Annotated in this window: 20 protein-coding genes and 1 tRNA gene; 9 read left to right on the top strand and 12 right to left on the bottom strand. The window is 48.9% G+C overall.

What is annotated here, in order from left to right; all coding sequences use genetic code 11:
- The first annotated feature begins 10 nt into the window (after positions 1-10).
- Both AC2YIT_RS02740 and nagA read left to right on the top strand, forming a co-directional pair.
- The gene (locus AC2YIT_RS02740; RefSeq protein ID WP_487278153.1) at positions 11-574 is read left to right on the top strand and encodes a pentapeptide repeat-containing protein; all 564 of its coding nucleotides are present in this window, start codon (positions 11-13) and stop codon (positions 572-574) included.
- Between the two features lie 59 nt (positions 575-633).
- Positions 634-1743, top strand: a complete 1110-nt coding sequence (nagA, locus tag AC2YIT_RS02745; protein WP_487278154.1) for an N-acetylglucosamine-6-phosphate deacetylase — start codon at positions 634-636, stop codon at positions 1741-1743.
- A 3-nt stretch (positions 1744-1746) separates the two neighbouring features.
- Here nagA and AC2YIT_RS02750 read toward each other — a convergent pair whose 3' ends face one another.
- Positions 1747-3945 (bottom strand): B12-binding domain-containing radical SAM protein, encoded by a 2199-nt coding sequence (locus AC2YIT_RS02750; RefSeq protein WP_487278155.1) that lies wholly within the window; start codon positions 3943-3945, stop codon positions 1747-1749.
- A 93-nt stretch (positions 3946-4038) separates the two neighbouring features.
- On the opposite strand from AC2YIT_RS02750, the gene AC2YIT_RS02755 reads away from it, so the two are divergent.
- Entirely contained in the window at positions 4039-4812 is a 774-nt protein-coding gene (locus AC2YIT_RS02755) for a Fic family protein (protein WP_430842673.1), read from the top strand.
- 44 nt (positions 4813-4856) lie between these two features.
- Positions 4857-5006 carry a hypothetical protein gene (locus tag AC2YIT_RS02760; RefSeq protein WP_430842671.1) on the top strand — a complete coding sequence of 50 codons (150 nt, stop codon included), beginning with the start codon at positions 4857-4859 and terminating at the stop codon, positions 5004-5006.
- A gap of 31 nt (positions 5007-5037) precedes the next feature.
- Here the strand turns inward: AC2YIT_RS02760 and AC2YIT_RS02765 are convergent, their stop codons facing one another.
- A complete protein-coding gene (locus AC2YIT_RS02765; RefSeq protein WP_430842670.1) occupies positions 5038-6288 on the bottom strand; it encodes a serine hydrolase domain-containing protein in 1251 nt (416 codons plus the stop codon).
- Between the two features lie 96 nt (positions 6289-6384).
- Here AC2YIT_RS02765 and AC2YIT_RS02770 point away from each other — a divergent pair, with 96 nt between their 5' ends.
- On the top strand, positions 6385-7788 hold the full coding sequence (locus AC2YIT_RS02770) for a purple acid phosphatase family protein (protein WP_487278156.1): 1404 nt from the start codon (positions 6385-6387) through the stop codon (positions 7786-7788).
- Between the two features lie 111 nt (positions 7789-7899).
- Here AC2YIT_RS02770 and AC2YIT_RS02775 read toward each other — a convergent pair whose 3' ends face one another.
- The 3 genes from AC2YIT_RS02775 to AC2YIT_RS02785 are packed head-to-tail and all read right to left on the bottom strand — an operon-like array spanning position 7900 to position 13581.
- Positions 7900-10884 carry a glycosyl hydrolase family 28-related protein gene (locus tag AC2YIT_RS02775; protein WP_487278157.1) on the bottom strand — a complete coding sequence of 995 codons (2985 nt, stop codon included), beginning with the start codon at positions 10882-10884 and terminating at the stop codon, positions 7900-7902.
- Between the two features lie 6 nt (positions 10885-10890).
- Positions 10891-11667, bottom strand: coding sequence for a ThuA domain-containing protein (locus AC2YIT_RS02780; RefSeq protein WP_487278158.1), 777 nt, complete (start codon positions 11665-11667; stop codon positions 10891-10893).
- Positions 11668-11709: 42 nt separating this feature from the next.
- Positions 11710-13581: a CocE/NonD family hydrolase gene (locus AC2YIT_RS02785; protein ID WP_487278159.1), complete on the bottom strand. Its 1872-nt coding sequence runs from the start codon at positions 13579-13581 to the stop codon at positions 11710-11712.
- 123 nt (positions 13582-13704) lie between these two features.
- Here AC2YIT_RS02785 and AC2YIT_RS02790 point away from each other — a divergent pair, with 123 nt between their 5' ends.
- Positions 13705-14811, top strand: a complete 1107-nt coding sequence (locus tag AC2YIT_RS02790) for an MBL fold metallo-hydrolase (RefSeq protein ID WP_487278160.1) — start codon at positions 13705-13707, stop codon at positions 14809-14811.
- Positions 14812-14882: 71 nt separating this feature from the next.
- A complete protein-coding gene (locus AC2YIT_RS02795; RefSeq protein WP_487278161.1) occupies positions 14883-15071 on the top strand; it encodes a hypothetical protein in 189 nt (62 codons plus the stop codon).
- 1 nt (position 15072) lies between these two features.
- Here the strand turns inward: AC2YIT_RS02795 and AC2YIT_RS02800 are convergent, their stop codons facing one another.
- The 5 genes from AC2YIT_RS02800 to AC2YIT_RS02820 form a co-directional block, all read right to left on the bottom strand.
- Entirely contained in the window at positions 15073-15372 is a 300-nt protein-coding gene (locus tag AC2YIT_RS02800; protein ID WP_487278162.1) for a HigA family addiction module antitoxin, read from the bottom strand.
- 13 nt (positions 15373-15385) lie between these two features.
- Positions 15386-15793: a hypothetical protein gene (locus tag AC2YIT_RS02805; RefSeq protein ID WP_487278163.1), complete on the bottom strand. Its 408-nt coding sequence runs from the start codon at positions 15791-15793 to the stop codon at positions 15386-15388.
- Positions 15794-15799: 6 nt separating this feature from the next.
- Positions 15800-15985 carry a type II toxin-antitoxin system HicA family toxin gene (locus AC2YIT_RS02810; RefSeq protein WP_487278164.1) on the bottom strand — a complete coding sequence of 62 codons (186 nt, stop codon included), beginning with the start codon at positions 15983-15985 and terminating at the stop codon, positions 15800-15802.
- 69 nt (positions 15986-16054) lie between these two features.
- On the bottom strand, positions 16055-16408 hold the full coding sequence (locus tag AC2YIT_RS02815) for a hypothetical protein (RefSeq protein ID WP_487278165.1): 354 nt from the start codon (positions 16406-16408) through the stop codon (positions 16055-16057).
- Between the two features lie 104 nt (positions 16409-16512).
- Positions 16513-16848 carry a helix-turn-helix domain-containing protein gene (locus tag AC2YIT_RS02820; RefSeq protein WP_487278166.1) on the bottom strand — a complete coding sequence of 112 codons (336 nt, stop codon included), beginning with the start codon at positions 16846-16848 and terminating at the stop codon, positions 16513-16515.
- A gap of 213 nt (positions 16849-17061) precedes the next feature.
- Here AC2YIT_RS02820 and AC2YIT_RS02825 point away from each other — a divergent pair, with 213 nt between their 5' ends.
- Complete coding sequence (locus tag AC2YIT_RS02825; RefSeq protein WP_430842652.1) at positions 17062-17217, top strand: hypothetical protein; 156 nt, start codon at positions 17062-17064, stop codon at positions 17215-17217.
- 69 nt (positions 17218-17286) lie between these two features.
- Here AC2YIT_RS02825 and AC2YIT_RS02830 read toward each other — a convergent pair whose 3' ends face one another.
- Together AC2YIT_RS02830 and AC2YIT_RS02835 are read right to left on the bottom strand one after the other, a co-directional pair.
- Positions 17287-19467, bottom strand: coding sequence for a T9SS type A sorting domain-containing protein (locus AC2YIT_RS02830; RefSeq protein ID WP_487278167.1), 2181 nt, complete (start codon positions 19465-19467; stop codon positions 17287-17289).
- Positions 19468-19999: 532 nt separating this feature from the next.
- Positions 20000-20071 (bottom strand) — tRNA-Glu (locus AC2YIT_RS02835).
- A 253-nt stretch (positions 20072-20324) separates the two neighbouring features.
- Between AC2YIT_RS02835 and AC2YIT_RS02840 the strand changes: the two genes are divergently transcribed.
- Entirely contained in the window at positions 20325-22811 is a 2487-nt protein-coding gene (locus AC2YIT_RS02840) for a M14 family zinc carboxypeptidase (RefSeq protein WP_487278168.1), read from the top strand.
- Positions 22812-22964 lie beyond the last annotated feature (153 nt).

The raw sequence follows: 22964 nt of genomic DNA on the forward strand, positions 1-22964 counted from the left end.
CCCTGGTTCAATGCGTAATACCCGCGGCTTCGACACGATTGAAAATAAAGATTTTAGCATTGAGCCATTGCTGGAAAGCAGCTACGAGCAGGTCCGGTTTGTGCATTGCAGCATCCCGGACCTGGCCGGCATCGACTTCATCGACTGCGTATTCGAGGAATGCAACCTGAGCAATGCATCGGTTAAGAATTGTAAGATTTCCGATATTGAATTCGTCCACTGCAAACTTACCGGCGTCAACTTTTCGGAGGCCAAAGACTTTGCATTCGCTGCCGTTTTCGAAAACTGCATTCTCGATTACGCGATCTTCGAGCGGAAAAAGCTGAACAAAACCGTTTTCAGCAACAGCAAAATCCACAATGCCGATTTTACCCAAACCGACCTATCGAAATGCAAAGTGCATAACTGCGACTTCTGGGACGCGGTTTTCGACGGTACCAACCTCGGCGGCGTCGATTTTTCAACCAGTAAAAACTTCACAATCGACCCAACAGCCAACAATATCCGCAAGGCGAAGTTTCTCTCATCGGACCTTGCAGGCCTTTTAACCAAGTTTGACATAATTATCAAATAGTGCTTTGAACCGCTCCGCGTTTTTTGTTTCTTGGGCGCTTCTAAACCAAGCCTTTGATTATGTCCACCCAGTTTTTCGCAGAGAGAGTTTTTACAGGGAAAGAAATCCTATTTAACCAGATTATCATTGCCGAAAACGGTCGTATCCGAAGCGTAGAAAGCGGTACACCCAAAACCGGCATGCCCCAGGTGACCAACCTCGCTCCCGGGCTGTTCGATAGCCATATTAACGGAGGCGAGCAGTTCTACTTCACCGAGCGCGCCGACGAGGAGACGATCGACGACATTTACCAGGCGAGCGTACGAACCGGTACCGCCTATGTACTCCCTACCCTCATTACCTCTCCGCACGACAATATCCTGAAAGGCATCGAGGCCACACGCAGCTACATGGCCAAAAATCCGGATTCCGGCGTTTTGGGAATGCATTTGGAAGGCCCGTTCCTGAATCCGATCAAACGTGGTGCGCATTTGGCGTCGTTTGTCCGCAAACCCACCAATCCAGAGCTGGAAGAGATCATCCATTACGGCAAAGACGTGATCCGCCTGATCACCATCGCCCCGGAAATGTTCACCGAAGACCAGCTGCAAATGCTGCTCGAATCGGGCATTACTGTTTCGGCGGGACATTCCAATGCTACCTACGCAGAGGCTATGACCGCATTCGACCAGGGGATTCAGCTGGTGACGCATCTGTACAATGCCATGTCGGCATTCGGCCATCGCGCTCCCGGGCTGGTAGGCGCTACTTTCGACACCGATTCCGTTTACGCACCGATCATTATCGACGGTACCCACTGCGATTTTGGTGCTGCCAGCGTGGCCTACAAAATCAAGCGCGACAAGCTCTTCCTGATTTCGGACGCATTATTTTTAGGACAAAAAGTTACCCAGTTTAAATGGGGAGAATTTGATGCAAGCCTGAAAGACGGGAAATACATCAATTCGGATGGCAACCTCGCGGGCGCTACCATTTCGCTTGGCGACGCCGTACGGAATGCCGTTGAGATCGTTGGAATACCCGCTCAGGAAGCGATAGAAATGGCAACCATTCGTCCGGCAACCGCCTTGGGTGTCCAGGACAAGATCGGTAGCATTGCACCAGGCTACCCGGCTGTTTTCACCACATTCGACGATAATCTCGAAACCTTCGAAGTGCTGCGCTGCTAGGCGCTACAACACCAGCATACCGCCATTTTTCAGCTCCTGCCAAGTGCGGGAGTTGAGAAATGCTTCAAAAGAGCCTATCCCGGCTGTTTCAAAATCGCTTTTAAACTGCTCAAAAGCATATGGCTCCCGATTAACGATCAGCAGTTTGGGAAGTATTGTGGTGAGCCACTCTCCTACTTCCACTTCGGCTTCCACGGCCCACTCCTTTTTTTTGTTATAAAAAACGAGTTCCGCTATTTCTCGCACCTTTTTAGCTCTTTTCTCTTCAAAAACAGCCATTTCCGGCAAACTTCCCGTCCAGACGATCACTGCGTTCGGCCGTGCGGCGAGTTCCCCGGGCTCGTGAATACTCTTTTCAAGGTAATTCGGCGGAATGGAAGTCGGCGGCGTTTTGAACTCAAACCATTTGGATAGCGGAAAATCGAGGCACACACCATGCATATAGTTGAAAAGCGACTTGCGCAAGCCTTCTGCAAACCGATCGTGATCGGTTCCCAGCGGATCGTCGTGTTCTAGATCATTATTGGCGAACTTACCCGTATCAGGCCCGAGCCGCATGACGTCGAATTCCTCGGGATGTAGGCCCACCGGGCTATGCGCCGTCATCGCAAACCGGTGCCAGAAGCCCGACTGCACTATACCTAACTGAAACATTTGCCGCACCATTTCCAACGAATCGATCGTTTCCTGTGCGGTTTGGGTCGGGAACCCGTACATCAGGTACGCGTGCACCATAATGCCCGCCTGCGTAAACGCATCCGCCACGCGCGCTACCTGTGCGACGGTGACGCCTTTTTTCATACGGTCGAGCAGACGATCGGAGGCCACTTCGAGACCGCCGGAAATGGCGATGCAGCCCGAGGCTTTCAGTAGCAAGCACAAGTCGTGCGTGAAATTCTTCTCGAAGCGGATATTAGTCCACCATACAACAGTTAGCTTCCGCCGGATAATTTCCAGCGCCAGGTCGCGCAACAAGGCCGGCGGCGCGGCTTCATCCACAAAATGGAAGCCATTCTGCTGCGTCTGCCCGATTATTTCTTCAATGCGGTCGCAAAGCAACGAGGCAGTCATCGGCTCGTAGCGGCGGATATAATCCAGCGAAATGTCGCAAAACGAGCACTTCCCCCAGTAACAGCCGTGTGCAAGTGTCAGCTTGTTCCAGCGGCCATCGCTCCATAAACGGTGCATAGGGTTCACGATCTCGATCACCGAGAGATAATCGTGCAAAGGTAAATCGCTGTAATCCGGCGTACCCGTTTCGCGCTGCGGGACGTCCTTTTCCTTTGCGCCATTATGGTATACCACTTTTCCATCGACCCGCGAATATACGCGTTTCAGGCTGGCCAGCTCGCGCCCGCCATCCAGGTACTCCAAAAGTGATTGCAGCGGCGCCTCACCGTCGTCGAGGCACACAAAATCGATGTAATTGAAAACTCTCGGCTCTTCGAGCGAACGCAATTCCGTATTGGGAAAGCCCCCGCCCATTACGATTTTGATATGCGGGTAATGCGTTTTCAGATACTGTCCGCATTTGAAACCACCATACAAATTACCCGGGAAGGGCACCGAAATGCATACTATATCGGGCTGGAACAACTTCACTTTTTGTTCCAGAACGTCCTTCAAAGTCTGCGAAAGCAAGGTATCCGGCGCTTCGAGTGCAGCTTCCATTTCATCGAAACTCGTTGCCGAACGGCCGAGGCGCTCGGCATACCGACTGAAACCGAAATGCGGGTCGATTGCTTCCTGGATCAGATCGCCGAGGTCTTCAAGATACAATGTGGCCAGATGCCGGGCTTTGTCATGAATGCCCATGGTACCGAATGCCCAGTCGAGGTCTTCAAGCTGCTGAAAACGGCTTGCTTCCGGCAAATAGCTGCGGTCGCAAATGCTATGGGCTAGCGTGGGATTACTGTTTTTAAGAAAGCGTATCACCGGATCGATCGTCGAAATGTACTCGTCCCGAAGCGCATAAATGCGGAAACTATTGTCCGTCAGCTCGATATCCGACGCTTCGAGCATCGCAAAAAGCTTTTTAAGCCCTTTGGACGAAAACAGTTCCAGGATCACGTCAATCCCCAGATCAGCCTGATAGGATTCCCTTTCCAAAGTGTTCAGAAACCCTTTGAGGTAAGCAGTAGCAGGATAAGGCGTGTTGAGTTGGGTAAATGGTGGGGTAACCAGGAGTGTCTTCTTTTTCACGGATGCACGTTTTCTACCATGCAAAGGTAGGGGTTTTGGATTTGAAAGAATACTGGTAACTTGGCTGGTTGCCGAACATGCGTCGTTTTGCCCATGAAGATCCTGTCCGATGCCTTACTGGAAAGTTACCGGAACCAACCCGGGATCGACATTCAAACCGCGTTACAGCAATTGGATGAAACATTTGTCAGGTCGGACTCCTTTAACTTCTATACCTCTATTGCCGTCATCACTTCTTCCAAAATCGAAGGCGAACCAATGGAGGTCGACAGTTATATCAAACACAAAATCCAGCAGATAGAATATCTGCCGGAGCTTACCCAAAAGCCCAACGATCTTTTCCAGGCCTACATTTATGCAAAAGAAAACCGTCTTACCAAAGAGCATTTCTCGCAAGCCCATCAGATACTCACCGAGCATCTTTTACCCGAACATTGGCGGGGCATTTACCGGCAAAATGCAATGGTAGTCATGGAGCACAATACCGGCCGCATTCAATTCGAAGCGGCACCCGCCCATTTGGTACAAGGGGAAATGGACAAGTTATGGGACGACATTGACAAGCTCCTGCGGTGTGATCTCTCAGTGGAAGAAACCTTCTATTATGCCTCGTTCATCCATTTGATATTTGTGTGCATCCACCCATTCAACGACGGTAACGGCCGGGCCGGGCGATTGCTAGAAAAGTGGTTTCTCTCCGATAAGCTGGGCACGATGGCGTGGTACATTCAATCGGAGCGGCATTATTACCAGCATGTCGATGCCTACTATCGAAATCTCAACAGGCTGGGCATATTTTACGAGCAGCTGGATTTCACCAAAGCCGAGCCGTTTTTGAAAATGCTGCCGAGGGCGTTGGATAATTGAAATGTGATTTCAACATTGAAACTTCCGACATTCATCGTGAACTCATGAAAACGAAAGAACGTAAAGTAAAGGAATTTGATACCGTGAAGACTTTTCGCAAAATCAAAACCAAGATTTCTAAGGAAATCAAGGATATGAATTTGGAGCAATTGCAAAAGTACTTTGAAGAGCACAGGCTCAGACCCAAGGCTTAAAGATAATTTGACTGCAAGGGCGCACGGTTAATCAATGCGGCTCCGGATGTTCCAGGTACCCATGGAAATCAACCTGCCGCATGCGCTTGCCTTTGGCCGGGTCCTTATATTTGGAAAATGCCCAAAGTACGTAGGAGGTGATGTCCTGATAAAAATCCGAGCGGATCGGAAACAGGCCGTCGCCGTTGCGTAATGCATTGGTAAACAGGACGACGGTAATATCCTCAGGGCAATGCATCCACACGCTCCTGAAACCCTTCGGATTGGCGATTCCAAGCCCAGAATACCACCAGCCGTCATGATAGCTGAATTTTCCCTCCGGCATTACGGCACTGTAACTACCCAAACCATTGTTCACAATTTCGTCTCGGATATCCTGTGTGATGACAGCATTATTGTCGGGTGAGAAAAGTGCGGCGTATAACTTCACACCCTGGTTAGCCGTAAGATAGATACCATAGCCGCCGGTAGTCGAGCTGAAATCGCCCGGATCGAAACCGTATTCTCCCGAGTACGGAAAGTCATAGCCAAATGTAGGCACGGGCAAGCCGTTTGAAAAAGGTGTTTCCACCACTACTCCCGCCTTTTCAAAAATGTTTTTCCGGATAAATTCCTCGTATCCGTTCAATGCGGAAACGGCATCATTGTTGTCATTACCCGTAAATTCCAACCCGTTGATCGCTGGTATCAATACCCTGAAAAGCCCGAAGTTGGCATTCTGGTAACAGCTCGACCCGTGGTTTTCTTTTTTAATACCATTTTCAATGAGCAATTTCAATCCATACCAGACATTCTCGGTGAATGCACCATTCCTACAACTTTCGGTCATGCCCACAATCCCGCTCGTGTGCGTGAGCAGGTCTTTGAACGTAATGAGCTCGATGTTGGGACCTTTTACCCAGGTTTCAGGCAGGTAGCCGATGATTTTATCGGTGGTTTTGATCCCCTTTTGTTTGGCCAATATCAGGAAAGCGGCCGAAGTAATAGTCTTCGTCATGCTGGCAATCTGCATCTTGGTATCCGGAGTTACAGCCTTATCCTCTTGTATTTCTGTCTTTCTGGCATAAAAACCACCAACTCCGGTACCGATCAACTGATCCTTTTTGTACACTGCAAAACTGTAACCGAACCCTTTTCCTTTCAGCGAGTCATCAAGGATTTCAACAAACTTCTTCGCCGGCTCCTCCTCGACAACCGGATCCGGGTTTTTATCCTTTTTACAGGCCAGAATAGTCGCAATGAAAAGGCAGAAGGTATAAATCAGTCGTAAATGTCGGTTCATAGTTCGCAATATTATGAAAATGTAAAATGAAGATAGCAACTAGTCCGATTGCTTTCCAAACGGGTATTATTGTGACCAAAATCGCCACAGTTCAACATGCAATCTTTCAATCATTTATACTCCAAATTCCTCCTTATGGGAATTCTACTAAGTGCCAGTTTCGCAACGGGCTATGCACAGCAAAACAAAACCTACCCACCTTCATCCTTCCCGGACCGGGTCATATTGGGTTATAAGGGAAATCCGGCTGTATCCCAGGCTGTCAACTGGCGCACAGACTCGACCGTGACAACTGCCATTGCGGCGATCCACGAAGCAGACCCCTCGCCCGACTTCCCGTCCAAGGCACGCACCGTGCAAGCGGCCACGCACCAGGTAGTGATCGACGGCAAGACGATCCATTATCACGAGGCGAATTTCGGGGATCTGAAACCCTCCACACAATATGTGTACCGCGTCGGCGACGGTAAGGCGTGGAGTGAATGGTTCCATTTCAAAACGGCGTCCGACAAGCCGGAGCCGGTTTCGTTCCTCTACTTTGGCGATGCGCAAAATGATATTCGTTCGTTATGGTCCCGGGCGGTGCGCGGAGCATTCGCGAATATGCCCAAAGCCAATCTGATGATCCACGCGGGTGACCTGATCAACAACTCCAATGCGGATTACCAATGGGGTGAATGGTTTGAGGCAGGCGGCTGGATCAACGGCATGGTACCCAACCTCGCTACGCCCGGCAACCACGAGTATTATCGCGATGAAAAGCGTAACCTCTTCGTTTCGAAACACTGGAAACCGCAGTTTGCATTGCCGGAAAACGGCCCGGAAGGCCTTTCGGAAACCGCATATTATGTCGATTACCAGGGCGTCCGCTTTATTTCACTGGATTCCCAGGCTGCGATCCTCGATTCGACCACCATGAAAAAGCAGGCTGCCTGGTTCGAGCAGGTTACCACCAATAATCCGAATCGCTGGACGATCGTAGTGCATCACCACCCCATTTATTCCACCAAAAATGGGCGCGACAACGACGAGTGGCGAAATACCATGGAGCCATTGTACAAAAAGCATAAGGTGGACATCGTGCTGCAAGGCCACGACCACACTTACGGACGAGGGCTGAACATTCCGATAGGGCAGAGCCGCAAAAAGCCCGACGGACCCATTTACGTAGTATCAGTAAGCGGTCCGAAGATGTATGACATCGGCTTGCAGAACTGGATGGACCGTGCCGCTTCGAATACGCAATTGTATCAGGCCATTACCGTTGACCAGAACAAACTTGCCTTCAAGGCATTTACCGTCAGTGGCGACTTGTACGACGCATTTGATCTGAATAAAGATAAAAACGGCGTCAATACCCTGGTGGAGCTTTCGAATACTCTAAAAATGCAGGAGCGGCTCGATCTGCCTGAGCATTACATGAAAACTTTCAAGGAAGAAGAGTTGAAAGAATATAACCAACGCTATCAGGAATATAAAAAACGCAAAGGCATTAAGTAGTCCCAAAAAGAGCCGAATCGCATTAATTGTCACGCTGAGCGTAGACGAAGCGTTACAGTAATGCGCTTCGACCACGCTCAGCGTGACGTTTTAATTATATTCGATACATTCTTATTTCAGTTTAACCGCATACAACGCATTACGACCGGTCATGAAAAGCGTATCACCTGCCACGATCACGGTGGAAGGTCTTTCCGGCGTTTCAATCATATTAATTTCCTTCCCGGAAGAATCGAATACATACACCTGTCCATCCGCAATATAAACGTTACCTTCACGGTCCACCGCAGAACTGAATTCCCCTTTTTCAGCAAATAATCGAGGCTCCATCAAATGCCCCTGCGGGCCTACTTTGAACCGAACCGTCCTTTTCAAATACTCGTCGGTACCGTACAGTACGTTTCCGGGATGTCCCTCCACCAGCGCATTCGAACGCGCCAGGTCATACACCGCCGGCACGATCGTCACACCATCCGGTGCAAGCCAGCATTCCTTGAACGGGTTGGTACTTACCTTCAAAAAATCGCCCGAATCGCGGCGACGGTTGGAAGGATTAAGTGTTTTGACAATGCCCGTCACACTTTCGATAGCTACTTTTCGAAGCAAGTGTATTGATTCTTCCGGCTGATTGGGATTAATAGCATACACCAATGTGCCAAAGCCGCTGTTACCCCAACCGCTGAAAGAGGTGCCTGCTGCATCGGGCGGATTGGGGAACGTTTCAGGTTTACCATCGATCAGGTAACCGGGTTTGGGAACATATTTGAATACCACTATCAGATTATCCTTCGTATCGACGCCCAGTGAAAGCGGCTCCCAGGGAAAGTCGGCCACAAGGCTTAATGCATTCGTGCTGGCCGACCATTTATAGATCCTCCGCGCCCGCGATTCGCTGAAATACACATTCCCCTGGCTGTCATGACAAATACCATCTGCAAACTCGAAACCCTTTGCCAGTTGCACAGCTTTCTCAACCTGTAAATCACTCACGCGGGGCTTAGGGTTATCAATTACCAGCCGGTTAAACTCCCACGGACGTACTTCTATGCCCGAATTAACATCATATAGGGGCACTGTCGACGGGTACTTGGTCTGACTATAATTATGCACATTCAAAAATTCCAGCTTGCGATTGTTCCAGGAGCGGATTGAATGCGGAAAGGGTGTATTTACGCGGATAACCCGAAACATATACAGGTTCGCAAACAGCATATTATCACACGATTCGATTTCCAGCGGCTGGCACCCCGAACTTTCCTTACTCTCCTCTTCGAGCTGCAATGCGTAAACTTTCCAGTTGGATACATTCTTAAATCGCACCTCATTCCGCACATGATGCTCTACCGACATCGCATATACGCGCCCGGGTGTAGATGTATTCGACACGTATGTGCCCGCAGATGCGAAGGTATTCGCGGTCCAGATGTTCTTAAATGTGCCACCGCCGCCATTAGTTATCCAAAGGCTCCAATACTGCGTGTCCCAATGCTGCTCATTGCCCACATGCGAGGCATTGTCCAGCCCCTCCTGCCCCGGGCGTTTCCGGGTGATGTTACCGTGGCCGCCCAGAAATTTCACATCATTCACATAGGAATTGGCATCCGCCATCCATTTCAGACCCACGGCCCGTGTATTGCTCGCTGCGGTCGAAATGCCAATGCCGGTGACGATATTGCTCCCGCCCAGCGACGACTCCACCATCGGTTTCGGCGGCCCGAAACTTCCGAATGCATGAGTGTTGTCCTGTAAAATGAATTGCGTAGAAACGGGGTTTAGGCCTATTAATACTGTCCTTTCTTTCAATTTCAAGGTTTCGGTAATGCGGTACCAGCCTTGCGGAACGTAGATCGCCCCGTACTGGTCAATGGCCGCCTGAATGGCTCTGGTATCATCCGTAACGCCGTCGCCCTTGGCGCCCAGTGTTTTGAGATTTACCCAGGTACTGACCTCAGGGAAAATTGGAATGTCCTTCGCGACAAACGCGGGTTCAGCTTTAAGCATTTCGATTTCATGTGTGGTAGTATGCACCGGCTTTGCATCGATAGCGGCCATTTGCAAGCCGTGGTTCAGGCTCTTCACCCGATACATTTCGCCTTGTCCCGCAATCTGCTTTCCGCTGACACGAAAATGGGCTAGCACCGGCACTTTTTTGCATGCTATATTCCGCAAACTGACCTGGGTATACGCATTATTTTCATTGCTGATTATCAATGCCGGCCCGCTCACGTTTTCGAAGCGACTGTCTTCTATAAACAACTTTTCATAGAAGTTGGGATTGATTTCCAAAACTGTCGGCACATTTTTCACTGTCATTCGTACGATTGTCAGCCCCGATTCCTGTGATCGTATTGCTGCTTTCCGCTGTCCTTCAAACCAGGTATCGACCATCATAAACTGCCAACCCGGCGATGGTTTGAAAGTATAAATACCATATTCTCCTCCGAAAAAGCGTACGTCTTCCATTTCATTCCCCACGTCGAACATCCCCGCCTTACCCGTACCTGCGTGAATATCCACGTGCGAAATGAAACTATGCTGCGCAAAATGTGTCCGCAAGGCCACCGCCGACGGGTTACCCGCGCCAATTCGCAAATCCACGTTCGACATGGCGCTGTAAAACGTACTGGCTCCGGCATCCGGCACTGGTTGTCCCTCCTTCGGAATAGAAGATGTGAACCAGAACATATATTTCGCATTACCTTTGTCCTGCGGGTATTCCTCCTGAAAACCCGGTGCATTGTCGGCGAGAACGATCAGCGGCCTTTTTTTTCCATAACCGATCACACGCACGGCGGTGGGAATATAAATCGTCTTACTGATCTTGTACGTGCCCTCGGGAATGAACACGATCCCAAAATTGTAATTGGTTTTCACCTCATTGATAGCGCGCTGCAATTCGTCTGAGACGTCGGTTTTCCCGTCATTGGTGATTTTGAAATTTTCAGAGGTGAAATAAACCGCGTCTTCGTCATTCAGCCGCGCCTGGTAAAACGATTTGCTTTCAGGTACCGCATTCATCTTCGGCTTTTTCTTTTGCGCAAAGCCGGTTTGCTGCACCAAAAGCATCAGTGCAAGCATTAAAATTCTATTCAGCATATCCGTCTATTTTTGCGATGCCCAGAGAATGGCGTTTTTGAAAATGGTTTTGTACACGGCACTTTCGAACAGTACCGGCGAATGGCCCATGAAAATGTACACATTCTTCGCCTTCTTCCTGGGGTTAGACCATATGACCGGGTGATCACCCATTTTGACCTTTGAATCGGGCTGATAGGTCGATTCGTCGACGCTCGCGATCACATCCACATTGGGCCGCGGGCTTTTATCATAGATATACCATTCCTCTTTTTGCACCGGAAACGATGCCAGTACGCCCTTCATGACGGGATGCTTGCCATTTTCCACTTTCACTGTCGCCGCCGCAAAATCGGCGATGTAGTTCTGATAGCGGATACCGCCCATAAAATCCGAAAACCAGGGCCAGATTTTATAGCCGTCAAATTCACCCAGCAAGGTAGCATGGTGAAAACCGATCCAGCCCCCCCTGCCTTCGTCGATATATTGTTCAAACGCCGCAATTGCCTCGGGTTTCCAGGCATAAGGCACATAATCTAACTGGATAATGAGTTGATATTGGCTCAAAAAAGTCTCGTTAACCGAATCCGTTTTATCAATATAGTCGATGCTGAAATGCTCTTTGGCAGCCAGTGAATCCAGCCATGGGCGCGCTGCTTTGGAATACGCAATGTGATGGCCGCCGGGCTCGGCCATCGCCAGAACGCGAAACCTGAGCTTGGGTTGTGCCCAGGCGACCGTCGTGCCGGTGACAAGCCACAGCACGACGCAACAAACCGGGATTTTCCGGAATACATTTTTCATTGATTTAGGATTTAGGGATTTAGGATTTAAAGACATTATTTTTCAGCGCATTACCGGCAAAGTAATGCTACTGGGGTGATCTGCATCGTGATGAATCGAAATCCGCGATTTCTGAAAATCCGATTCGGATGCTTCGAAAATATTCATGAATTTCTGCGGGTTACGGTCTACCAGCGGGAACCAGCTGCTTTGTATTTGAACCATCACGCGGTGGCCTTTTTTGAATGTATGCGCCACTTCGTTCAGCTTCACAGTTACCTTTTCGATTTTGTCTTTTACAAAAGGCTCCGGCTTCGAGAAGCTGTTCCGGAATTTCCCCCGCAGCACTTCCGCACGCACCATTTGCTGGTAACCATCCATTATTACAGGTTTGCCACCTTCTTGCGCAGCAGGTAAGGTCGAGCCGGCAGGCCAGACGTCTATTACTTTTACGATGAAATCCGCATCCGAGCCGGTCATGGAAACCATCAGATTGGCTACGATTTCACCGGTTAATGTCAAATCCTCTGTTAAAGTGTCCGTTTGGAAACTGACCACATCAGGGCGGCGCGATGCAAACCGCTGGTCTTCGGCCATGTACTCGTTGTTGCGGTGTCCGCTGATCACGTTGGTGTACGGCACTGGCTTGGCAGGGTCACTTTCATAGGTAGTCGAACTAGGCTCCGATAGCAGTTTTGCCACAGCCATTCCTCCATTTTTAGCGAAATAATAAGTCGTAGGTTGACTGTTTTTCGGCGGCCACACTTCATAGTTCCGCCATTGATTGGAGCCGGTTTCAAAAACAGTTACTTCCGACTGCTCGAATGCACCTTTTCCTTTGAGATAAAAGTTGAAAAACTTAGTCTCGATCTCCTCCTGGTAATATTTGTTCACATCGGCACCAAACTGGTATTGCGCGAAGCTTTTCCAGGCCGGCGCTGCCCAGCCTCCATGCGTCCAGGGACCCATTACCAGCCGGTTGTTATTCCCCGGACTCTGCTTTTCGATCGCCGCGTAGGTCTTTAATGCGCCGTACAAATCCTCGGCGTCAAACCAGCCCCCTACGACGAGTACCGCCGGTTTAATGTTTTTCAAATGTTTTTTGATATTTCGCGACTGCCAAAACTCGTCATACACAGGATGCGCCGTCGTCTGCCGCCAAATGCTGTTCGGATCGGCGAAATAGGGGGCCGCATTGCTCTTTTTCAATGGCCCGAAATCAAGGAAATACTTGTAAGCATCATTGTATTCCGCGTTGAAATGACTCTGGTAATTGGTGCCGTCCTTGCTTTTGGGACCGTCAAAACCGCTGTAAAAGCCAAAGTTATCCATCAGAAAGAATGCGCCGTTGTGGTAGCAATCGTCGCCGATAAACTCATCGGACATGGGTGCCTGCGGTGAAACAGCGGCCATGGCAGGGTGCGCATTCGGCAATCCCGCGGAAGAATAATAGCCAGGAAACGAAATGCCCCATTGCCCTACTTTTCCATTATTTTTAGTGTTTTTTAAAAGCCATTCGACCGTGTCGTAAGTGTCGCTCGATTCGTCCACATCTTTATTACTCTTCTTGTTTTCAATCGCCGGTGTCATCTCCCGGAAGTTGCCTTCGCTTTTGTAGCGGCCTCGCGCATCCTGGTACACAAAAATGTATTTCTCGCGCATCAAATGCACATTAGGCCCAAGCGTGCGACGGTAGTTATTCTCTCCATAGGGCCGCACCGAATACGGCGTACGCTGCATAATGATCGGGTAGGTCTGCGAATCGTCTTTGGGAGTGTAAATGGCGGTGAAGAGTTTTACCCCATCCCGCATGGTAATGTATTGCTCGGTTTTGGTGTAGTTGGCTTTGACCCAGCTCGTATCCGGGGCTGATTGCTGGGCGACGGCTACCCACGATAAAAAGCATAATAAATACAGCAATACATTTCTCTTCATGACCGTTTGGTTTTGTTTGGATTAGTAAATTCAAAAATACGTAAGAAACCGTACATTCGTCCAGTTTAAACTTTCACCACTCCTCCACATGCTATGCGTAAACGGGTCATTAAATTTTCTTTCATGATATTCTTCATCTTTCTGGCGGTGATCGCCATTGGCGTGTATGTTTTCATGCAGCAGCCATTATTCGGAAGACATCCTTCGGGCGCACGGCTCGAAAGAATCCAAAAATCGCCACACTACCGCGACGGGCAGTTTCAAAACGAGAGTTTCACCCCCGATCTCACCGAAGGCAACAGCTATTTAAAGGTTTTCACGAAGTTTTTTTTCGGCAAAAGCAAATACAATATTCCTGGCGCATTGATCCCCTCTCAAAAGACAGACCTACTGCATTTAAAACCCGAAGAGAATGTACTGGTTTGGTTCGGGCATTCGTCCTATTTCATGCAGGTCGACGGCAAAACCATCCTCGTCGACCCGGTTTTCAGCGGCAGCGCGTCGCCCCTCAAATTCACGACACCGAGCTTTAAGGGTAGTGATATCTATCAAGTGGAAGATTTGCCAGCCATCGACTACCTCTTCATTTCACACGACCACTGGGACCACCTCGACTACGAAACCATCCTGAAACTCAAAACGAAGGTTGGAAAGGTCATAACCGGCCTCGGTACGGGCGAACACCTGGAATATTGGGGTTACGACGTGGCCAACATCATCGAAAAAGACTGGAACGAAAGCGCCGACCTCGGCGATGGCTTTAAGGTGAATGTAACGCCCGGGAGGCATTTTTCCGGCCGCGATTTCAAGCGGAACCGCGCATTGTGGGTATCATTCGTTTTGCAGACGCCGACATTAAGAATCTTCATCGGCGGGGATTCGGGCTATGACAATCATTTCAAAAGGATCGGTGCCCAATTTGGCCCATTCGACCTCGCATTGCTGGAATGCGGCCAGTATAACGAAGCTTGGAAATACATCCACATGATGCCCGAAGAAACCGTCACCGCCGCCCGCGAACTCGGTGCCAAAAAGCTGATGCCCGTTCACTGGGCCAAATTCGCCCTCTCTATCCACGACTGGAACGAACCCATCCTCCGCGCCAGCACCGAAGCCCAAAAGCAAGGCATGCCGCTCGTAACCCCGCTCATCGGGCAAAAGGTAGAATTGAAAGGGAATCAAACATTTACGCAATGGTGGAAAGAAGCGCGGTTGCAGCCGGAGGGGTAGGAAAAGCGCCGGGAATTTTTGAACTTTGAGTATCTGACAACCGGGAGGTACTCCCTAAACACACTACGAAAATGACACAGGAACTGGTTGACAAAGTGCGGGCTTATGTGGCCGAGCGCAGGAAAGAGATCAATGGGTCAGGAGATCCACGTCAGGCTTCGATTGATCATTTGAAGGAGGTCGGCTATTTGGATAGGAATGGCAAGGTGACCGAGCGATATCGGGGCGGCACAACGGATGATCAGCATAAATCCGTCTAGGTCACTGCTTTGATTTATCATCGCGATTGACCTTATTCTCAGCCTCCCATAAATCATAATTCCGCTGTAAATTCAGCCACAAGTCGGCGCTTGTATTAAATGCTTCGGAAAGTTTGACTGCCATTTCTGCATTGATGGCCAACTTTTGATCTAATATGGAAGAAAGCGTTTCGCTGCTTACCGTGAGGCCGAGAGCGATTTCGGTAGTAGAATAATTCTTTCCCGTTTCTTCTCGCAATCCTTCAATAATTCCTGCCAATATTGCTCCCGGATGACTCGGGCGCATTCCTTTATTTGTCATAACAAATCGAATACTAAGCCAGAACAACTTCCCTTAACTTTTCTCCCAATTCATGGATCGCCGCTTCCAGGCGTTTGGCTTGCTGCGGTGAGGGGTATTTTGTTCCAGCAACGTAATGCCGCACCAACGAAGGGTTAATGCCTGCCCGGCGTGCTATCCCAGCGACTTTTACATCGTCGAAAACTTCGAAGAATGCGCTTAGATCGTAAACATGATCGAACTGCACATCCGAGGATTTTAATGATTTCCACTCAATGTAAGCGCTGCCTTCATTTTCTATATAATCGTCTAGCAATTCACGCAAATTCTGTTCGACCTCCTCGATTGTTGCCCCAGATGTCACAGGCAGGTAATCAGGCACATTTTCGATGCGCCCCCAAAGTTCCCCTTCGTTTTTTTCAACAATTATAGTCAGTTTCATACGATTCTATTTTAAACCCGCTGCTTTCAAAATTTTGCTCAGAGTTCCTGGTGGAATATCCTTACTTCCATGAAACGCCACAGGGATTGTGTGCGACATTTCCGGATGCTTGAAGATTCGGTGACTACCACGGCATCTCGCTTCATACCAGCCATTGCATTCAAGCAGCTTGATCAACTCCTTTGCATTCATATTAATATAGTGTGTAACAAAAACAAAGGTCGCAAAATTGCGACCTTTGTGCAAATATCAAGTACTATTTTACTTCCTCCCCAACTCCCGCTCCAACGCCGCTATCCGATCGTCCTGGTTTTGTAAGGCCTTTCGCTGCAAATCAATGTATTCATTTTTGGATAAAGTTACGGTCTCCTCAGAGGTGAGGGATTCGCTGTTAACATTACCTTCTTTCAGCATTGCCCCAGCGCCCGCTACTAACCATTCAAGGTTCACTTTTGGATATTCATTGAAAATTTTCTCCAATACTTCTACCCCAACTGTTTTCCCATTCTTGATAGGCTTCGCCAGCGCATCTTTTGAAACACCGATTTTTGCTTCAAATGCAGTTATTGAAGTACCAAGGTGGTCAATAAAAGCCTTTAAACGGTTTGAAAACATTGTTGGATAAAATTTTCTCTACCAATTCCCCTATGCTTCTCCTGAGACATTGTGTAATAAATGAAAGTCGCAAACTTGCGACCTTTTTGCAATATCAAATGCTGTTACTTCCTCCCCAACTCCCGCTCCAACACCGCTATCCGATCATCCTGGTTTTGCAAGGCCTTCCGCTGCAAATCAATGTATTCATTTTTAGTTATGGTGATAACTTCGGAATTGTTGACAAACTCAGGGTCCTTACCGCCTTGCCCCAAGAGCAACCAGTATGGATTGACATCAAACAGTTTGACAATTTCACTGATCGCTTCCGCCGTCAAACTTGCCGCGCCTTTTTCAAATCTGTGATAGGTACTTTGAGCAACACCTATCTTCTTAGCAAATTGGGTTTCACTAAGTTGCAAATGCTCGCGAAGTCTTCGAACTCTTTGATAGTCAAACATTATTAAAAAGAGTCACAATTTTTAATTCATTTTGAATTGATTTCAATTTCAAATGAATTAAATTTGGTAAAACACAATCTGTTAACCGCAAATTACACATTATGCACATCGAAACAAGTTTGACCGATCCGGCGATGATGCCGATCAAGCAGCGGCCTTTACAGCGGTTCGCGAAAGCCAAGGAAATGGCCTAAATGGCGGGAAAAACTGGCGATGAACGACCCCTTTTTCGATACCCTCACGGGCGAGGCGTACATGCGCTCGGTCGCGCAGGCGTTTTCCGACCCGAGCCGCGGGCAAGTCGACCGCATTGAGCAGGTCACGTTGGCGCTGGAAAGAATGGCCGGGATCAGATCCCATCCTATTTAAAACAGGTGCACAAAAAACGGCCGGGCTTGAACAACCCGGCCGTTTGGCATATGAATGCTATCTGATGGATCAATCAGCCTTAATAAAGCGCAGCTTCGTAGCTTCGCCGCCATGGTTGATCTTCATAAAGTAATGTCCGCCGCCCAGTTTCTTCACATTCAAGCGATGGCTGTTTTTGCCTTCCGTGATGCGAATCGATGCATTGCTCACCGGCTGGCCGGCCAGGTTGTAGATCGTTACATCCGAAGTTCCGGCCGTGCGGGATGAGAACTGAATGTTCACATAATCCTGGGCAGGGTTTGGCGCGATAACCGTGCCTGAGATAAGACCCGGATTGACCGCAACGATTTTACTTTTGGTGAAAGTACCGTCGATATCGATCTGCTTCAATTGGTAGTAGTTTGTACCCAACAGCGGATTTTCATCCAGGAAGCTGTATTTACCGATCCGCTGATCTGTAAGTGCTACTTTACCAAGTACTTCTTCGTTCGACATACGGCTGTCGAAACGCAGCACTTCAAACTCTTTTCCGTCTTGCTCTGCAACCACATTCCAGGTCAGCTCTACACCTTTCTCAACGGCTTCGCCTTCAAAATTTGAAATGTAGATGGGAAGCGGAACGTTCACACCAAATGCGATAGTTGAAGGCGTAGATTTACAGTTTCCACCCTGAATTTCGAGGGTATATGCACCGGTTGCCAATGTATTGTAGCTGATACTCGGTGTATTGCTCGTTGGCGCAACGCTGTTCTGGCGAAGAAGAACGCCGTCTTTTTTGATCTTCCAGTCGATGGCAAATACGTTATCCCCATCAAAAAGGAATTGCAGGCCGGTTTCACCAGAGGATACGATCTGCTGCAAACTAGGTCCCCGTGTACAGGCAGTGCGCGTGTCGGTTGCTGAAATACTGAAACTTTTTGTAACCACCGATGCCGCTTTACAATCCTCGGCCTTCAACTCGAAAGTATAAGTTCCATTTTGCAGATAGCTGAATTTCAGGTTGGCTGTGTTGGATGTAAGTGTACCCGTTTTACCGCTTCCGACTGCGAAATTGCTGCCGTCCAGGATTCTCCAAGAGAACACATGCAAGTTGGTACCGCCGTAGTTGATCGTCGCGCTGCTTGGCGTGATAGACGTAATGCTGGTTACCGACGGTCCGTTCTGGCAGTCGGGGATAGTTACCACAGGTTCGTTGATTGTGAATGCGCGGCTGCTTACTGCCGAAGCGCAGTTGTTTCCTTCGATTTCCAACGTATAATTACCCGGGGCCAGCGAAGAGTACGATATGTTCGTCGAAGTAGCGGTGCCGAAATCGTTTGTCGTGCCCGATCTCACTGCAGTGCCACCCGATTTGATCCGCCATTTCAGGCTGGTTACGCCGGAACCGGTAAAAGAAACCGTCAAAGCCGTTTGGCTGATGTTGCTTACGTTGCTAATGGCCGGGCCAGATGCGCAGTTATTATCAGGTAGCGGTGTAGCGGTTTTAGGCGCGTTAGGCCAAAAACAGCCTGTAACCATTGCCGTAGTCAGTACACCTCTCCATTGTGGATCGAGGTAGCTTCCATTGTTCCCGGTAACCGTCTCGGAAAGCAATCCCATGTAATAGTTGTCCTCACGGGTATCGTTCTCTCCCTGCTTGATCTTTACGCGTAACAGGCCATCTACATACTTAATAAACTGGTATGTATTACCCGTGCTTCCTACAAACACACCCAGACGGTCGCCATCCGGCATCGTGACGCCATTACAGGTAATCTGCCCGCTGCCGTTGGTACCCAGCATATTCACGGGTGCTGTGCTCGGGTCAACCGGGTTGATACAGCCGAGAATCAATGCATCATTCTCGGCACTTGGCTGGAAAGTGCCCTCTTGCAGGTGGTAAAGAATAAACAGGTTGTCCGCAATGGTCCCGGCCCAGTTGAGGTATATCCGGTTTTCCTTAAGGAGAATATTCACTGCCTTGCCATCACCTGTTCTTCCGAGGTATTCCCCGTCGGTCCAGGTACGACCACCGCACGAAACGCGGGAAGCCAAAGGTGCAGCCGTTTTGGCCGCGATGGTGAAAGATTCGTCTGCAGACTTTGCGTAAGGATTCTTGATCTCGTAAGAACCGTTCAGGTCATTTGCAATACTGCTTTCCAGATTTAAGCCGTCCACAGGCGTACCTGTGCTCCCGGCGTCGTTGTTTGGAGCCGCTGCCACCGAGCTTATCACTCCTCCCGCAAAAACAAGTTTCAGTAAAAATTTCATAGAGCGTAAAAAATAAGTGGGCGATGCGAACGAAATAATCGAATGTTATACAATTTGAAACCAGCGCTTTCGTTCGTTCCAAATATACTACAAAGACCTAGAAAAGATTTTATACTTGTAGAATAATATTGCTTACTGAATTATTGAAACGATCCGTTCGGTAAGCAACAGATCGACAAAATCGCCCCTGGTGTATTGCCAGACACAATTTTTGTGACAAGCTTCGCTAAAATTTAATGAGAAAAATAAAAGTTAAAAAAATGCAAAAATTCATAAACAACTGAGTCTAAGCGACAACTAGCTCGCTAACGGAGTGAATTAGTTGGCAGATTCAGGTCGAACGGGAAGTAGATCTTATGCGCTCCACAAGTTTTGGCATTGAGCCCAAGTTTCGAGATTGATCCGTTTTCGGACTGATCCGCCCTGATCCCTCGATCCACGAGTAATCCGAATACAAGAAAAAAAGCCAGTCAGATTATTACATCCAACTGGCTTCCAAAGTGTTAGCTGAAAGTGCTACTGCACGGTTTTGTGACCCATAGGGGAATCGAACCCCTGTTTCAACCGTGAAAGGGTCGTGTCCTAACCGCTAGACGAATGGGCCGACTGGTCTCCTACTTCGTGCGTTTTTGTTTCACTTTCTTTCACTTTTCGTTTCCCTGTTCCGAAAACGTGGTGCAAAGATGCAGGACTGGATTTTAAAAAGCAATACCTGACCGCAAATAAAAATCAATTAATTTTTAGTTAACTCATTCTCAACACCATTTAATACAAACTTTTTTTATCACTTTTCCAGTGGTTGTAATTCCGGTAACTTTTTAACTTTGGGTTTACCCACTTACGCCGTTTCACTCCCTATGACCAAACTGATCCGCTTCCTTTTCATTTTGCTTTCGATTCAAACTGCATTTGCACAAACTCAGACACCGGATCAATTCCTGGGCTTCCCGCTTGGTTCCAGATTTGCGTACCACCATCTGATCGTCGATTATTTCAAATCCGTTCAGTCCCAAAATACGGACAGGATGAAACTCGTCCAGTATGGTACCACCAACGAAGGGCGACCATTGATGCTCGCATTCGTTTCTTCGCCGGAAAACATCGCGAAACTCGAAATGATCCGCACTAATCACCTGAAAAGTATCGGCCTGCTCTCAGGCAAGGCCGATGCTGCCGTCCCTCCGATCGTTTGGCTGAGCTACAATGTGCACGGGAATGAATCAGTGTCGGCCAATACGAGCATGAAAGTGCTGTACGAACTGCTCAACAAAGGCAATGCCCTCACACAGGATTTTCTCAAAAATATGGTGATCCTCATCGACCCGTGTATTAATCCCGACGGTTACGAGCGCTACACGCAGTGGTACAACCGCGTACAGAATGTCACGCCGGACATTACGCCATTTGCACTCGAACACGACGAACCCTGGCCCGGCGGACGTTTCAACCACTATCTTTTCGATCTCAACCGCGACTGGGCCTGGCAAACGCAGAAGGAAACGCAGGAGCGCATCGCACTATACAACCAATGGATGCCGCATTTCCATGCTGATTTTCATGAAATGGGCGCTGCAAGAAGCTACTACTTCCCGCCGGCCGCTAAGCCCTACAACAAGGACGTAACGGCCTGGCAACGGCAGTTCAACGAGCTCGTGGGCGAATATTGCCGCAAGTATTTCGACAAAAACAACTGGGCATATTTCACCCGGAACGACTACGACCTCTTTTACCCCAGCTACGGCGACACCTGGCCCACCGCCAATGGCGCCATCGGCGTCACGTACGAGCAAGGCGGGGGCGGGCGGGCGGGGCTCGCGCTCGAACGTGTGAACGAACACGATACGCTTACCCTCAACAACCGTATTGCGCACCATTATGCCACCAGTCTGGCCACTTTGGAAGCCGTAATGTCACAAAAAGAGAAAGTGGTAACCGAGTTTATCCGGTTTCATCAGGACGCCGCCAATACCCCGGCAGGAAATTTCAAAACTTATGTTGTCAAAGCAGGCGGCAGTGAAAATACGCTGGCATTCAGCAAATGGCTCGACCGCCAGGGATTCAATTACGGTATCGCAAGTAAATCGTCTTCTGCCAAAGGCACGGAGCTTACTACTCTAACCGAGCAGACAGTTAAAATAGACGGTAACGACCTCCTGATCAGCGCCTATCAACCCAAATCCAATTTGTTGCGTATCCTGTTTGATCCTAAGCCGGCGCTCGAAGATTCTGTGACGTACGACGTTACCAGCTGGGGCCTCGCATATATTTTCGGGTTGAAGGCCTACGGTTTGAAAGAAAAACTGACTCCTGCTGCCATTCAGGCAGTTGCACCTGAAAATACGATTCCAGTCTCTGCACCGTATGCATATCTAGCCGGTTGGTCGAATGCCGGAGATGCCGCATTCCTGGCCGAGCTTTTGAAGGGCGGCGTGCTGGTCAAAACCTCCAATACGTCGTTTGAAATGGACAAAAACAGCTACCCGGCCGGCACATTGATCATCACCAGAAATGGCAATGAACGTATTTCGTTTGATAACCTGGTCACGTCGCTTGCCAACAAACACGGCGTGAAGCTCACGCCTGTCAAAACCGGCTTCGTGAGCACAGGTCCCGATTTCGGAAATGACAATGTCGTTGCGCTCAAAGCGCCGAAGGTGGTCGCCATTGCTGGCGAAGGCGTTTCTGCAACCGCATTTGGCGCCGTCTGGCATTATTTCGAACAGCAGATCAAATACCCGGTAACGATTGTCAATGCTGCTAAACTAGCCGCCCTGCCCTGGAACGAAATCGACGTCCTGATCCTGCCGGATGGCCGCTATGGCGACATCATCCAGGACAAGCAACTCGAAGCGCTTCAAAGCTGGATTAAAAACGGGGGCAAACTGATAGCTATGGAGCATGCGACCGATGCGTTCGTCAATAAAATGGGCTTTGGTTTAACCAAGAAATCCTCAGAAAAAAGAAAGGATGACGGTACTTTCAAAAAATACGGCGAACAGCAGCGTGAAGACGCGAGCGACTCCTCGCCGGGCAGTATGTTCCAGATCACGATGGATCGCACTCACCCACTTGCTTTCGGATGCGGCGATGCCTATTTCACGATCGTCCGCGACGCCTACGAGCGTGACTACCTCAGAGACGGCTGGAATGTGGGCTATTTAAAAGAGGATAATTACAAAGCCGGATTTGTCGGCACCAAAATGGCCGGCAAGCTGAAAAATACGCTCATTATCGGGTCACAGGAAATGGGTCGCGGCCAGGTGATCTACCTAATGGACGACCCGGTTTTCCGTGCGATGTTGGAGAAGGGCAAAGTGCTGTTCGGCAATGCGGTGTTTAGGTAATTTTGAATGAGTAAATGAGTAAATGAGTAAATGAGTGAATGATTGAATGATTGAATAAATAGTCAAGTATTGTCAGATGTGGCCAGGTATTGTTTTGAATATCTAATCAATTTAATCAGACAACTCCTGACCACGAATGACTTCCTGACTAAT

The organism is Dyadobacter sp. SRI_021 (assembly GCF_057586235.1).

Coding starts and splice junctions, on each gene's coding strand:
- AC2YIT_RS02740 (WP_487278153.1), top strand. CDS start 11: ATGCGTAATACCCGCGGCTTCGACACGATTGAAAATAAAGATTTTAGC.
- nagA (WP_487278154.1), top strand. CDS start 634: ATGTCCACCCAGTTTTTCGCAGAGAGAGTTTTTACAGGGAAAGAAATC.
- AC2YIT_RS02755 (WP_430842673.1), top strand. CDS start 4,039: ATGAAGATCCTGTCCGATGCCTTACTGGAAAGTTACCGGAACCAACCC.
- AC2YIT_RS02760 (WP_430842671.1), top strand. CDS start 4,857: ATGAAAACGAAAGAACGTAAAGTAAAGGAATTTGATACCGTGAAGACT.
- AC2YIT_RS02765 (WP_430842670.1), bottom strand. CDS start 6,288: ATGAACCGACATTTACGACTGATTTATACCTTCTGCCTTTTCATTGCG.
- AC2YIT_RS02770 (WP_487278156.1), top strand. CDS start 6,385: ATGCAATCTTTCAATCATTTATACTCCAAATTCCTCCTTATGGGAATT.
- AC2YIT_RS02775 (WP_487278157.1), bottom strand. CDS start 10,884: ATGCTGAATAGAATTTTAATGCTTGCACTGATGCTTTTGGTGCAGCAA.
- AC2YIT_RS02780 (WP_487278158.1), bottom strand. CDS start 11,667: ATGAAAAATGTATTCCGGAAAATCCCGGTTTGTTGCGTCGTGCTGTGG.
- AC2YIT_RS02785 (WP_487278159.1), bottom strand. CDS start 13,581: ATGAAGAGAAATGTATTGCTGTATTTATTATGCTTTTTATCGTGGGTA.
- AC2YIT_RS02790 (WP_487278160.1), top strand. CDS start 13,705: ATGATATTCTTCATCTTTCTGGCGGTGATCGCCATTGGCGTGTATGTT.
- AC2YIT_RS02795 (WP_487278161.1), top strand. CDS start 14,883: ATGACACAGGAACTGGTTGACAAAGTGCGGGCTTATGTGGCCGAGCGC.
- AC2YIT_RS02800 (WP_487278162.1), bottom strand. CDS start 15,372: ATGACAAATAAAGGAATGCGCCCGAGTCATCCGGGAGCAATATTGGCA.
- AC2YIT_RS02805 (WP_487278163.1), bottom strand. CDS start 15,793: ATGAAACTGACTATAATTGTTGAAAAAAACGAAGGGGAACTTTGGGGG.
- AC2YIT_RS02810 (WP_487278164.1), bottom strand. CDS start 15,985: ATGAATGCAAAGGAGTTGATCAAGCTGCTTGAATGCAATGGCTGGTAT.
- AC2YIT_RS02815 (WP_487278165.1), bottom strand. CDS start 16,408: ATGTTTTCAAACCGTTTAAAGGCTTTTATTGACCACCTTGGTACTTCA.
- AC2YIT_RS02820 (WP_487278166.1), bottom strand. CDS start 16,848: ATGTTTGACTATCAAAGAGTTCGAAGACTTCGCGAGCATTTGCAACTT.
- AC2YIT_RS02825 (WP_430842652.1), top strand. CDS start 17,062: ATGAACGACCCCTTTTTCGATACCCTCACGGGCGAGGCGTACATGCGC.
- AC2YIT_RS02830 (WP_487278167.1), bottom strand. CDS start 19,467: ATGAAATTTTTACTGAAACTTGTTTTTGCGGGAGGAGTGATAAGCTCG.
- AC2YIT_RS02840 (WP_487278168.1), top strand. CDS start 20,325: ATGACCAAACTGATCCGCTTCCTTTTCATTTTGCTTTCGATTCAAACT.